The sequence below is a fragment of the Solibacillus sp. FSL W8-0474 genome (genome assembly GCF_038004065.1).
Classification (GTDB): domain Bacteria; phylum Bacillota; class Bacilli; order Bacillales_A; family Planococcaceae; genus Solibacillus; species Solibacillus faecavium.
Window position 1 is genome coordinate 3,256,787 of sequence record NZ_JBBOQJ010000001.1, and the last position, 14,794, is coordinate 3,271,580.

8 protein-coding genes are annotated in these 14,794 nt (G+C 29.9%); 2 read left to right on the plus strand and 6 right to left on the minus strand.

Going from position 1 to position 14,794, the window contains the following annotated elements; translation table 11 throughout:
• Window positions 1-249: 249 nt before the first annotated feature.
• From NYE67_RS16605 to NYE67_RS16615, 3 genes are read right to left on the minus strand one after another with little or no spacing between them, the layout of a single operon-like run.
• Entirely contained in the window at window positions 250-1,749 is a 1,500-nt protein-coding gene (locus NYE67_RS16605; protein ID WP_340730600.1) for a phospholipase D-like domain-containing protein, read from the minus strand.
• A 2-nt stretch (window positions 1,750-1,751) separates the two neighbouring features.
• Window positions 1,752-5,333: an AAA domain-containing protein gene (locus NYE67_RS16610; RefSeq protein WP_340730601.1), complete on the minus strand. Its 3,582-nt coding sequence runs from the start codon at window positions 5,331-5,333 to the stop codon at window positions 1,752-1,754.
• Window positions 5,334-5,360: 27 nt separating this feature from the next.
• Entirely contained in the window at window positions 5,361-7,340 is a 1,980-nt protein-coding gene (locus NYE67_RS16615) for a DUF262 domain-containing protein (protein WP_340730602.1), read from the minus strand.
• Between the two features lie 193 nt (window positions 7,341-7,533).
• Between NYE67_RS16615 and NYE67_RS16620 the strand changes: the two genes are divergently transcribed.
• Window positions 7,534-9,174 carry a competence protein CoiA gene (locus NYE67_RS16620; protein WP_340730603.1) on the plus strand — a complete coding sequence of 547 codons (1,641 nt, stop codon included), beginning with the start codon at window positions 7,534-7,536 and terminating at the stop codon, window positions 9,172-9,174.
• 414 nt (window positions 9,175-9,588) lie between these two features.
• On the opposite strand, the gene NYE67_RS16625 is transcribed toward NYE67_RS16620, so the two are convergent.
• A complete protein-coding gene (locus tag NYE67_RS16625) occupies window positions 9,589-10,383 on the minus strand; it encodes a hypothetical protein (RefSeq protein WP_340730604.1) in 795 nt (264 codons plus the stop codon).
• A gap of 700 nt (window positions 10,384-11,083) precedes the next feature.
• Between NYE67_RS16625 and NYE67_RS16630 the strand changes: the two genes are divergently transcribed.
• Window positions 11,084-12,604, plus strand: coding sequence for a hypothetical protein (locus NYE67_RS16630; protein ID WP_340730605.1), 1,521 nt, complete (start codon window positions 11,084-11,086; stop codon window positions 12,602-12,604).
• Between the two features lie 489 nt (window positions 12,605-13,093).
• Here the strand turns inward: NYE67_RS16630 and NYE67_RS16635 are convergent, their stop codons facing one another.
• Both NYE67_RS16635 and NYE67_RS16640 read right to left on the minus strand, forming a co-directional pair.
• Window positions 13,094-13,657: a hypothetical protein gene (locus NYE67_RS16635; protein WP_340730606.1), complete on the minus strand. Its 564-nt coding sequence runs from the start codon at window positions 13,655-13,657 to the stop codon at window positions 13,094-13,096.
• Between the two features lie 549 nt (window positions 13,658-14,206).
• Window positions 14,207-14,446, minus strand: coding sequence for a hypothetical protein (locus NYE67_RS16640; RefSeq protein WP_340730607.1), 240 nt, complete (start codon window positions 14,444-14,446; stop codon window positions 14,207-14,209).
• Between the last annotated feature and the right edge of the window lie 348 nt (window positions 14,447-14,794).

The window sequence follows — 14,794 nt, forward strand, 5'->3', positions numbered from 1 at the left end:
CGGAAGAATTGACAAAAAAGCAAAAAGGCCGAACTCCTTATATATCAAGGAATTCGACTTATTTTGAATTATTTATTTATACTAAGTATGGAAGTATGGAGACGGTGGGTATTCAATCTATAAAACAGACAAACCTTATTATATCAATGTTTGAAGGGCTTTTTTAAGGGTCAAATATAGCTCTTACAAAGGAATTAATAAGGTTTGATGAAATATGCTTACGGAGACTTCAATTTACATTATATCAAGTCACTCTAAATAACTTTTCAAATTTTTTCCCATACGTTTTTCTAAACTATCCAGTGTTTTATTTATAGTATCCTTATCTATGGTATATAAACCTGTTTCTTGTCTAAAACCTCTATTTGGATCACCTTTAAATGATAGCCAATTAAAACTAGTAATTACAACATATTTTCCATCTACTAGTAAGACTTTTTCATGTGTATTACCTAGGTTAACCAATTCTAGATTTTTTCCTACTTTAGATTTTTTTATAGTATTTAAACGCTTTAAAGCAGGTTCATTAGTTTCATCATACGGTGCAATACCGTAACCTATAATCACTTTAACACCTCTTGAAAGTGCCTTTTTTATTTTCTCCTCCAGAGATCTATCAATTGCGCCTACTCTCATCCATGGTGAAATTAATAAAACTAATTTATTCGCAGTATCAAAGGCCTCTTCTAAAATCGGTCTATGTTGATATGTTTCAATAAACCTATTAACATTTTGACTTTGTGCTTTTAATTCATTTATTTGTTCATTTAAGTCTCTAATAATTTGTGTATTTGAAATTTTACTCTCTAAGTCTTGATCCAGACTTTCCTGATTTGAATATTCTTCATTAACACTAAGTAATTGTGTAAGTTTTTCAGTTCGTTGCTTATTTAGCTCTATTTTTCGAGTATTAAATTTAGCCTCTTTTATAACACCTGTTGGAATTTTTGTAAACAATAAATCAGCATTCTCTACTGTATCCATTTCACTTATTTTATCAAATGGAATTTGTCTAATTCCTTCATTCTCCATTCGAAGAATTATATTTTCATATTCCGTTTCTCTCTCAACACCATTAAAAATCTTAATTTCTAAATCTGCCAATTCATCGAGAATACTTTTAAATATCAGCATATATTTTTTTCTATATGAAATATAGCATTTTTCTATTTTATTAACAGAAATAAGGTCCCCTTTAAAACTCTCACTAACGTTTTGTTTCTGCATTTTTTTCAACAAATTATTTATTGAATTAAAATCTAAATTTTCCAAATTAGGCTTCCGTATATTAGGTCTAATAACATCTAATTTGTAGGATTTTACTTCTTTCGAATCGTAAAGCATTCTCGTGTATGACTCTACTTCCCCAGTCAATGCATCGACAATAAAATTGAGTAGCATAACTTCTGGTACAATTAACTTTGCTTCACGAAGCGTTTCTTTCCCTTTGTCTGTAAGTTGAAAACCGTTATCTACTGAACTTTTTACTATATTTTGTGAAATCATTAACGCTAATGAATTATTGATAATTTGTTCAGTAAGCCCCAATGATTGTGACATTAAAAGCTTGTCAGTTATTCCACTGTTAATGAATTTCATAATAAACTCTTCAACAATTCCTATTTCTTTTTTCTTTAAGACAGTCAATTCTACTGTAATATTATAGACTGGCGTTGCTATCTCCGTTTGCTTGATTAAACTATAATTGGGTATTGAATCTGAATATTTTTCACTTAACTTTTCGAGCATCATTACACCTCCACAAACTGATATGAGCCTATATTATTTTGCATGAATTCATATACACTATTAAACGGATTTATGGCATCATTATCCATCAGTTTTTCTTGAGTAACTGTTCCATGATCCCCTACAATAACTAATAACTCTTTTGCTCTTGAAAGAGCAACATTTAAACGTCTAGCGTCTTTTAAAAACCCTATATTTCCTCGCGGGTTACTTCTAACAATAGAATAGAAAATTATATCTGTTTCTCTACCTTGGAAAGCATCTACCGTATTAATTTCTACTGTCACATTTGTAAATCTGTTCTTATATTCCGTTTCAAATTTTTTATTTAGTAATATCTTTTGTGCTTGATAGCCTGTGATTATACCAATTTCTTTTTTTATCCCCTTAGAACGATATTCGTTATCCATTTTTACAATATAATCAAATATAATTTGAATTTCTGTTGGATTAGAAAAAACCTTATGATCCTTCTTTTTTATTTCTTGTTGAAATTTATTTGGGTTATTTATCGTAGTTAACCAAACAACACTTCCTTTAGAAAATTCCGAGAAATTATGATTTCTATCCTCATCTTTAGCTTTAGATAATAATTTACCATTGTAGAATACATGGCTTATTAAATCCCCAATATCTTTGTGCATTCTAAATTGCTCTTCTAAATGTCCAACACAATTTTCGTTAATATTTTCCATAAGCTCTTCGAATAAACTTTTTTCTAAATCTGATAAACTTATTTCTTCTTCATTTTTAATTAATCTTTCATAATTTTCATCTACAATTGGTGGCAATTGCTTATGGTCCCCTACTAGGATTACTTTTTTAGCTAAAACCATAGGAACTAATAATTCAGGAGGTGTAGCTCTTCCAGCTTCATCAATTATAACGTAGTCAAAGGCCATACTTTGAAATGCTTGTTGGCTAGCTATACCTAAACAAGTTGCACCGACTATATTTGTTCTTTGAATTAATATTTCTAAAAACTTAGCATTTGCTCCAAGGCGCTTTATCCATTCTTTTTGAATGGAATCTAAAATTGTAAACTTTTCATATTCCTTTTTATTTGAACTTATCTTCTGTTCAATTTTAGTTTTGTATTCCATAAAATCTTCAGTACCATTTATGTTAAGTTCTGAATATAGTTCCTCAATAGTAATACTGTTATTTAGCCATTCATCTTGAAGTTTACCTAATTCATCTTCAATATCTAATTTTTGATTTGATATTGACTTTAATTCATCTAATTCTCTTAAAAACCGGCTACCTAAATTTACATATTTAGATTTAAAATCCAATAAAATTTGACTTAATTCAGTATCTAATTGTGATTTAAGTTCTAATTCTAATTTAGCATGCACATTATTTAAATCTTCAATTAATGTATTTAACTCCGAATACTTTTGCTTAATAACAAATAATTCAGATTCTTTTTTGTAAATTACATTATTTATATCAGTGTTTTTATTTTTTAAATTACCAATAGAAGTTATTTTTTCATATGCTTCTAATATTGATTCACTTAAATTCACCTTAGATTTTAGCTGTTCTATAAATTGGTTAGAGTTAAATTTTATTAAAAGAATTAACTTATCTAATTGTTCCTCAACCATAAATTGTTCTGTACCTTGTGATAGTCTATCCTTCCTACCTATACGTAACATTTTAATTTCAGGTAAAATAGATTGAATTTTATTTAAAGCATGATCAACTGCTACATTAGACTGTGAAGAAATTAATATTTTGCTTTCTGGGCTAGTTTTCATAATTTGATATACCAATTCACCAATAAAAGTTGTTTTACCGGTTCCAGGGGGCCCTTGTAATACAAATATATCTTCCGCTTTCAAAGCTTTTTTCACAGCGTTTTTTTGAGATTCTTCTAGACTAGATAAAAATTTAATATCTGGCTCAATAACTACGGCTTCTGCCTTCTGAGGATTAAAAATTACATCTGATATTTTAGGATTAATATTTTCTTTGAATTGCATGATTTTTAGGGCCTTAGATTGTCTACTTAAAGCAGATTCAACCATACTTTTGTCAATGGAAATATCTCCCAGTGTAGAAAATAATTCGGGTACAACATCTTTAGTTGGTTGTATTATTAGCTGCTTTTCTTTTATCTCTATACAATATCCAATTTTAATTTCTTTCTCTTTATTACTTGCAGCTGTCATTGCAAGCATCTGATCCTCTTTGAACTTTATTTCATCTACATCATTTCTTAAATTTATAATAAATTGCCCAGTAATTTCATCATATTCGAACCCATTATAAGGGACGGAATATTTAGAATCTTGCAAATCCCTCTTTGTTAAATCTAAAACTTTAACCCACTTACTAAATGTATTTTTGTATTTTTTCTCACTAGTCGTAGAAATAATCTTTTCTCTATATAGCTCTTCAAAATCATCTAATAAGTTATAAATATTATTAAAGGTAGTTTTCAGTTGCAATTCTTGATTAAAATTTGAAACTTTGAATTTACCTACTAACTGCACTGACTGCTCTTTTCTATTTTCATGATTAATACTATTAGGAATAGCTACTCCTTTTACCGTGAATATATAATCGGTTTTCATATCAACTACACAATAATATTGATATTGTCTTCCAAAAACTAAATATTCTTTTTGCTCATTTTTAGAAATATTAAGTGTCATAGAAATATAGGCTTCATCTAAATCTTTTTCAATTACCTTTGCTGCCTCATATCTAGAGTGAGAAGTAATAATTCCTTGATTAAGAAATTTAGTTATTACTCCATTTGTTAACCCAATACCATAGAAGCCTATATTTTCATCAGTTGCTACTTTAAACTTTTCAAGAAAAATAGTTTTCAAATCCTGCATTTTCTGAAGCCTAGTTTCAACTTCATTTTCTACCCCTTTAATTAACACTTCTACTAGGGCCTCATCTAGATCCGATTTTCTAAGAGTTTCCTTAATATTACCTTCTATTTCTTGTCCTAATAAAATCTCGGCAATTACTAATGCGGCTGAATATATATCACTTCTTGAATCCATATCACCTTGCCTCAAGTGTTCAGGTGATGCATACTTTTTAGTTCCATACATTTTAACAGTAGACCCTTTATAAATAGAATCCTCAATTTTACTAATTCCAAAATCAATTAACTTAATCTCTAACCCTGAGTTAATCAAAATATTTTGTGGTTTTATATCCCTGTGTATAATCCCTTTACTATGTGCGTATATTAAAGCATCTAAAATATCCAGGACTATTTTAAGTTTTTGATTATAATCTAGAAAATTATCTATAGTAACTTTATCTAGAGTTTGGCTTTCAAAATATTCAATAACGATATAATTAAGCTTATTTTCATAATCGATACCCTTATCTAGTATTTCAATAATATTTTTATGTTCAAGTCTCTCTAAATTTTCTACTTCTCTATGAAAAAGAATTTTTTCTAAATCAACATCATCTTTATGGGGATATGTTTTTAAAACAACTTCCTGCTTTTCCTTAGAACCATAGTCTATACAAAGAAAAACCTTTGACATATTCCCTCCAGACAATGAAGTAAGAACTTTATATCGATCATTAGCAATCCAGTTCATACTTATTTCCCCCTTAAACTAAATAATTTACTTAACCTCAACCTCTACACCCCACGTATCAGCATCAAATCCTGCATCAATAAATAATTTCTTACATGTGGTGTAGATACTTTTCGCACTGAAGTTTGCTTCTATAAAATGGCCATTAGGTAGCTGCTTTGCGCTGCGCATTTCTGTATTCTTTTCTACTGAAATTAGCAACGTTCTTGTTTGCAACAATTCCTGATAGTAATCTGGCTTGTGATTATAAATGAACATAACCGTATGTTCTAGCACCTCTCGCCAAACCTTAACCTTAATCGTTTCATCACCAATAAATAATAAACGTGGCGAGCTACCTGTTACATCATTGTCTTTAACGCTAGCTAATCCAAAATAAGGCCATGCTAAAATGAATTTTTCATATAATTTTTCTCCTCGGTCATTTATTGCTTGTTCGTCCCAATTGTTGTATTTAACAAGGTCTTTATTTAACTCAAAATTACTCTTAATATAATATTTTTTCTTCGTTTCAAAGGATTCGTTTGATAGCTCTGAATTATAACCAGTTAACGTTAAATTTCCAATAGCATGTAAATACTTCTCATGTACCTCTTCAAAATTACTACCTAATTCATTTTTCCAAGACTCAGTTAAAGTCTGTGGCATAATATGTTCAAGAGTCGCCTGTGTTAAATTCACCTTTTCTTTATGACCGTAAGTTTCTTCAAGTACACTTAAAATAAACTTACATTTTTCTCTCTTGTCTCCACCTCCATATAAAGGTGAATTCTTTAATTCATGAAGAACTTCAGTATCTTTTGGATAACCTCTTACTTGTAAAAATGCCTTTAACTCTTGTATAGAATCAGATTCACTATAAGGTTTAAGCTGATTATATAAAGACCCAAACATTTTATTTAATGGCTTCGATTCGATATTACAAACATACCGTCTAACAATGAAATTATCGATTATTGATAAAATTTCAATGAATTGTTCCAAACTATATTTCTTTGCATCAAAATCACGATAAATATAAAGTAAAAAAGGAAATGCAGTACGTGCTTCAAACTGTTGAATTCGCTTTAAATAGTATTGAATTTTTCCGTTAGATTCTTTTACTGGATGTAGTAATTTATCATAATATGTTGCAAATACAGCCAACTCCTTCAAATAATCAATGACATTGGTTTTATCTGCTTGCTCTTTTAATTTCACATAAACATCTTTCTTTTTGACATTTAAGTTTACGCCCATTAAAAAATGTCTGATGAACTCCGTTAAAGAATCTCCTAAATTCGTTTGCATTGGCAGCCAATAACCTTTATACATTTCTTCCTGCTCGGATGGTTCAATGCGCATAAATAAATAGTTTCTGATTAAGTCTGCTTCGGTTAAAGGTTGTCCTTTTGCATTTAAGCTTTCAAATACTAAATAAGGGTTATCATCTGGAGACAGTACAATACTAACTAATGAAAGATTATGTAAAACACCATTTTTCAACTGCTCCACATCAATCATTAAATCTCTCAGTTTATGTTTAAAATAGTCATAGCATTTTACAAGACCACTATGTTGATCTACTTCTGTAATTTCACTTTTTATAATTTTTTTGAAAGTATCTTTATCAACTTGTGTTGGTAACAACTTAAAATACTCTTCACCTTTTTTAAAACGATTTACAAGCATCGTTTCGTTAATTTCAGCTGCTAGTTCAGGCAATCCATCTTCTTCCGCCTTATCACGAATAACACTTAATAGAACAAGTAATGTCGTTAATCTTTGTTGTCCATCAATAACTACAAATTGTTGCACACCAGTAGGGTTTGCATTTACCGGTATAGATACGATTGATCCGATAAAATGATTTTCATATTGCTGTGCTTCATCTACTAACTCCATTAAATCTTCCCATAATGTTAGCCATTGTTTTTGATCCCAACTATATGTACGTTGAAACATTGGTATGATATATTGCTTCGAACCTTCGATTATTTCTTGAAGGTTTGTTTCATTCGCTTTCACTTAAATCACTCCAATTTTATAAACAGTTTTGAATAACTCTACTTAAATACTATCTTTTTCACTGATTATGTTTTACCATATTTTAACTTAATATATAATAAAAGCATAATATATCTACTAATTCCTATTCGCGGAATTCTGAATGTAAAATGTAACAAATAAAATTATTTCTATATCTTGTAGAGGTGAAAACATGTTTGTAGCAATCAATCCAAATGATGAAAAACAATTTGCATTTCACGAGGATAAAGAGCTCCTATATTCTTTGGCAAAAGCAAAGGAACTATACTGTCCACACTGTCAGAAGAACGTTTTCTTTCGCGGTGGTCCCAAACGCATTCACCACTTTTATCATGATCGCCATGTGGAATGTAGTTTTGTTGGGGAACCTGAAACGCAAGAACATCTTGGTGGTAAATTAGCGATTTATAATTGGTTGAAAGATAAATATCCAAATGCTTATATTGCATTAGAAGAAAGTATTGCTAAGACCAATCAAATCGCGGATGTGTATGCGGATTTTGGGAATGGTCATAAATTTGCTTTTGAAATTCAATGTGCGGAACAGACTGCTGAGAAATGGTTGGAACGACGAAAGCTTTATGCAATCGCCGGAATCAAAGATATTTGGCTTTTCGGAGAAAACTATTATAAAGAAATAAATGCAGAAGATATCAAGGATGATGAAGTTATTTTACGCTTAAAATACCATCAGCAATTTGTTATTGAAAAAGAACGTAGCGTGTACTTTATTGATGTAAAAGACAATATCGTAAAACATATTGGACAATTTTTTGGTATTTCTTATCGCACAGAAACTAGAGCTGTAGTAAAGTTACAAGAAATCTCCCTTAATGGAATGAAAATTTTTAAAATACCATCTCCTTGTAAATACGTTTTAGGAAATAAGCTTTCATTTGAAAGGCTTCAAGAATATTTTATAAATAGAAGTAAGAAGGCTACAGAAATATGGAGGGAACGTAAAAAGGAAAATGCCCTAAGATTACAAAGGATCCAACAAAGACAAGAGCAACAAAAGAAATTCAAATTATATAAAAAGTATTTGAGTGACTTCAGTATTGAAAAAGTGTTGCAACGTATGTCACATAGAGAACAAGTTCTATTTAAAAGATTATTAAAAGAATACGGTTTAACAGATACAAATTTTCCAGGCATATTTAATATTCAAATGGAAAATTATAAATCTATTCATACACCTTATCCTTTATGGCAATTATTCGTTTTTCATAAAGCTATAAAGCATAATTATAGTAAGAACCAATTAATCTTTTCAAAATATTTATTTCAAAATATAAAAGACCAAATTAGATACGATCCTCGCGATAGTAAAGAAGTTGCTACACTCATTCACAGCTATCTAGTTCTCTTAGAAAAGTGCGGATTCTTAGATAAAAAAACATTATATCGTAAGTATACTCATCCATTTACAATCGAAAACAATGTGTTTCCAATCGTAGATGATAAAATACTTAACTCTTGTGTGGCGTTATATTTTTCCGAATTTAATTTACGGGGAATTGGATGGAACGTACACTACACTCCCCCTGTATTTATTGACACTGAAGAACAGCAAAAAATAAAAAAGGCAATGAAGCGTTATCATAATCTCGTTATTAATAAAATGGAATCACCTCTTCATATTGAAAAAGGGTTAATCGAGAGGTTTCAGGAATATGTATCAAATCAATCTATTCAATTAGAAGCACATGAAAAGGAATTTTTAGCCGAACTAAGGCATCGAGTGCAAGAAGATGAATTTATCTCTCAAGCAATATATGATACTTTTCTTGCATTAGTGGAAGGAAAATTCTAAGTTTATATTTGACAACTACGAACAAATGTTTAAATCAATGCTTACCTGGAAAATATTTTTAGCTGTTATTCGCTCGTTAATTTCCCTTAAAACTGACATTACTCGAAGCCTTATCTGCTGTATTAATAGGCAAAAAAAAAGAACCACCCATCATAACTTTGTGGAAGAAGTTATGATGGGTGATTCTTATCCATCTTATATTTCGCAGAGGTCACTCCACTAGCGGAGTATACCGACAACCCATAAAGTCGGAGTGCTACCAACACTCTACTCTTTGTTGACTTATCTATTTTCATTATAAAAAAGATAATGAAATTTCCAAATTTTTTGAGTCAGTTTGCTTTTGTTCAAAATAAAAATTGTCAAACAACATTATCATTGTTGACGATATGGATGAGAAATTACCTGAGACTATTATTTTTCGTAATTCACTAATAATTCTCTTTTAAGATCGAGTAACTTTTGCAATTCATGCCTCTCTATAACGAGGCTCTTTTCATACTCTTTCATATCGGACTGTAGTGTGTTTATTTGGTCTTTTAACATTCTAAGTTGATTCGACGATTCAATATCAAAATAAATATATTCTGACTCACTTGATCGCTGAAACCACTTTTTATTCGCTTTTTTTAGAGCTTCATTTACTTTTCCAACAATACTACTTTCTAACATACTTAGATTAAGTTTATGACCTAAAGCAAGGAGTGATATATATAATTCTTTTATATTCTCTTGTAATTCGTTAATTAAAATTTGCTTATCCAATATTTTTATTTCTAAATCACATATATCTTTCTTTATCATATTTGGTTCCTCTGGCTTCGTTTCCGTTTCTTCTATAACGATTTCCGGTTGCCTTTCTTTTAGTATATTTGCTATGTCTCCAATATTTCGACCCTTGATCTTTAAAATCATCAGTACTAAATACATACGGTAAATATTCAAATATTTATACCGATAACAACGGTTAGCTCTATAGCTATCGATATAACCAATCTCACGCATTTTAGTAATTCGATAGCGCAAGTTATTTTCTTTTATTTCTAACAGTTCAGCCACCTCTAACGTTGAATATTCCCGCTCGATGCTTATACTATTTAGAAAGGGGGGAAACAATACGTCTTCTTCAAACCCATGCATTTTTAGATATATGTACAACAAATCATTGCTAAATTGCTGCTTTAATTTTACTATAATTAAATTATTCACCTTTTACTTATCCTCCTACCTTTCAATTTTCATCTTCTAGAATGCAAATATTAATTTTTCCTCATTATGAAAATACTAAATAAGAGCGTTAAACAATCAGCTACTATTTACTGCTTAATGCCATAAATTAAGTAAATCCTTGTTATAGTAATATAATTTATAAAGCTAATTATAAAGCTAAGTAAATTTAAGTCTACATTTATGCCATGAAATGCAGGTTTTGCTCCTTGAAATGCAGGTTTTGTTCCTTGTTTTATAAAGTTAATTCTTCTAAAGCCAAAGATTTTTATAAATGTACTATTTACAAGATTACAAGTTATATACAATGTAAATGGGCCCACTCCTTTTATTGATTTTTCAAGATAGATAGTTAAGCAACAAATATACTTAAAATTAGATGTTTCCCCGACCCAAAGTTAAAACAATTGCCTATAAACTGATTGCATCATTTAATAACTATCAAGTGAACAGAAAAATGGACCTTATGTTTTATTTCAACCATATGTAAAATGAAAAAAATCGCTACTTAAAAAAGTGGCGATTTTTCTTTTATAGCGACACTAAGAATATGCATTTTGTGAGGCTATAATATGTAGAGCAAAATTAAATAATTCTGTTTCAAGCACACTATCTATGCTATTTAACTAGTAAATGATTGTGTGCTTATTAAAACTTTACACTAAAAACGGAGGAAATCATCATGAGTTCTAAGGAATTTAAAGTACACTTCATTTATAATAACAAAAATCATCGCGTAGAATTAGGTTACCCTGAAATTCAAGCATTACTTTTTCTAAACGAACATACCTTTTTGTCACAACCACAACTTTATGAGTTTTTTTCCTTTGTCCATTTAGTCCATCCAGCCACGTTCCGAAAAAAAACGAGCAAGTGGTTGGAAGCTGGGTTAATTAAGAAGAAATCGTTACAGCTACAAAATGGGCATTCGGTCGTAATTATTTCTTTAGCAGGTGCTGGGTTATCGGTATTAAAAAAGTTAAAGTATATTAAAGAAAAGGCTCGAATAAAATCAACGAATATTAGAAATATCGATCATTCATTGGCTATTCGGCAGGTAGTTCTTGATGTCATCGCAAATCACCGTGAACAAAACAACGCTCAAATTTACTATGCTAAGGATCTTTATTTTATAGGCATCCAACCAGATGTGTTTTTTTTTACATCAACAGAACCAGCTACTATTTATAAATCGATGCAATTAGGAAAAGATAATATCAATCACTTTAAACCATATAGACCTGTTCAAAAATTTGAAAAAGCTTTATTAACTTTATTAACATCAATTAATCCATATCGAGAAAAAGACGAGCATACGGAAGTCATTGCAGACTGGCTATTTGAACTTCAAGGACAGTTTTTACATGTAGAAATCGATTGTGGAAATGAACAAATTCGAAAATCAAAGAGCATACATGATACCTCATTTGAGGGAAAACTTTCACGTTTGCAACCTCAACTTCATAAGAAAGAGATTGATCCATCAAATTATCATGTATTATTTATAATTGTAGATAACCGTGAAGATACTGTTTTAACACAAAATCATCCTAAGCGTCTAACACGAATTTCAAATGTAAAACAAGAAATCCCGCTTTTTCCTGAATTCAAACAGTGGGAATTTGAAATAGATGTGATTCAGTTCAGCCGTGCTAGAAGCTTTATAGAGAATTTTTTCAGAAAGTTGGCAGAACCAATTACGGAAGAAAGTGACCTAATTGATGAACTAATAGAAGTTTTTTCTCAGAAAAAAGAATTACAATTTTCCGATTGGGAATTCTTTTTTACAGAAAAAAATAATGACACCCTAAAGGACTACACATTTCATCCAGATGGATATATTCCTGAAAAAGTGTTTTACTACAAACACACTATTCACAAAAATAAGCAATTTATTATTCCTTTTTTTATGAGTGAAGGGGATGTTAAAACATCAGAACACTTAGCACATTTAGCAGCTCGTGTAGGCAAGGGATATTATGGAGGTCAAATTACCAAAATTTTAGTAATTTATCCTACTGAGAATCAATTAAAATATGATGTACTACGTAAAACCCAAAAAAACTCTAAAGATACTATTGCTATGGATACATCTAAAATGTTATTCATTTCCATGACAAACTTTATAACCAAATTTGATACCCCTAAAATATATAACGAAAGTAAAAAGCAAATCCCATATAACAGTATTTTTGAATTATAAGCCGGCTCAATTATGAACCGGCTTTTTTTAATATGTGATGTAACTGGCTTCCTTTACACGCTGACTATCAAGGGTATTCATAAAAAATGAGTTATTTGGGATACACTCACTCCATACACGCTCTATGAGTATACCTCGATACCTCTATAAGACTTGCAGGAGTAAGAAGCAAACCAATTTAAAAACCTTTAAAATACTGCCATCTTTATAAATAAAATTATCGTTAATCATTGTTTTATGTTGAATTAAGGTGTGTAATGCTTTTTATGTTAGATAATCAAGTTTAGTAGTCATGTCTGTGTGTCGTTTTAAAAATAAAATTACTACCTATACATATACATATACATATACATTTGTCGCTTTGTACTTTCCATAGCTCAACTGATTCAAGAAGAATTATTAGTTATTAACATCAATAGGGATTCGCGATTCTTTGTCGGCATTGCATTAAAAAATCCCCCAAACAATTTATGCAAGGAGGATATTTTGCTACTTTGATTCGTAATAATCTAATCCTTTTTTGATTAATACGTTTATCAATTGACTTATTTTAATGGACTTTTTTTGACTCACCTCTTTTAAATCATCATATAACCCTTCCTCAAATAATACAGATTTTTTATGAATTGGATTCTTTACTTTTAAGCTTTCTTTATAAAGCTCGTAATCTAAATTAGTCACTGGCTCATTAGCTACTGTTTCAATAGTGTCATATATTTGAACATATTTTTGATCATAAGACTTCACATAAATTTTTTTATAAATATTACGGGCTAATGATTCCTTTTTATTTTCACCTATATATATCCATTGACCATCTTCGCCACTTACAACCGCTGCCTTAGCTAACTTGGCCTCTAATACATTCACACGCAATCCTAGCTTTTGTGCCACAACTTCCATCGAAATGTCCTCATTCAATAATGTTACTACTTCCTTAATTGTTACAAACTGCTTTTCTTCAGCTTGATTTGCACCTTGATTCTGATTTTTTTCTAACTGACTGTTTGATTTTTCCTGATTTAAATGCCCATTTTCTAGCATTGCAATCATCTCCTTTTCACCTTTTTAACATTTTAGCTTCTAACTTTATTTATTCTTAGAGCAGACTTCAAATAATTAAAAATATTTTTATGTATTTGCTATTCGATTTATGAAAAATCATCATGTAAAATGTTTCAAATTTCTTAGGAGGACGATTATATGAATTATGCTCGACTACATTTAAATATCAATTCATTACAGCTAAATTATCAACAATTCTTTTATTTTTTTACAATTTGAAAATTACTAATGTAGCATGTTACCTGGTCAATTATATAAGTATTGATGATCTTGCTCGTACTTCTTCAATGCCATCCTCATTCACTACAAAAATATACGTTATATCAATAGTGTTATTCACTTTCTCAATATGTAATTGCTAAACTAGAAGTCCAGTTTGTCCAATAAAATGTGTACAATGGATTTTCTTTTTTACTAATTAAATTTCTTTTGTAGGATGGACACCATAACCGTAATAACGATATAAATTCTTTCAAAATATGTACCGAATGCAAATAAAAAATGACTCCTGCAATAATCACAAGAGCCATTTCCATATTAAAACTTATAGAACATATTCATATTACCACTCGTCACAACAATGCGATTATTTACATCAAAAACAAGCTCTCCATCAACTTCGGCAATAATCATCACTTCGCCTTTTTTCATTGATTCTTTTTCATTAAAATAGCGCTTATCCAAAATTTTCTGGGCTTCATTTAATGATTCTGCCTCAATTGATGTAACATACACATCCTTTTCTTCTAATCGTATTACCACTACAAACTTCTTCATTTTTAATTCCGCCTTTCTGCTTTTCAAAATTATAAAAAAACACCTACTATAACGCAGTACGATTGTTCGTAAACATGCATCTTAGTAGATGATTCTTCAAAAGTAGAGACCTAAAAGGCCCATGATTTATTTAGTCCAAACAAAAAGTAAAAATAATACTTATATAATTATTGTAGCTTTAACAACGTCTCATTTTAACAGGCCGTTGGATTTTTTGAACATAATGGTTATAAGTTTGATAGTTACTATTAATAGGAACTATATAAAATTTAGGTCCAATTTTAAATTGCAAAAAAACTAAGAAACTCTGTATTCTAAAGGGATTAAATGTAGTGCCTATCATATAGT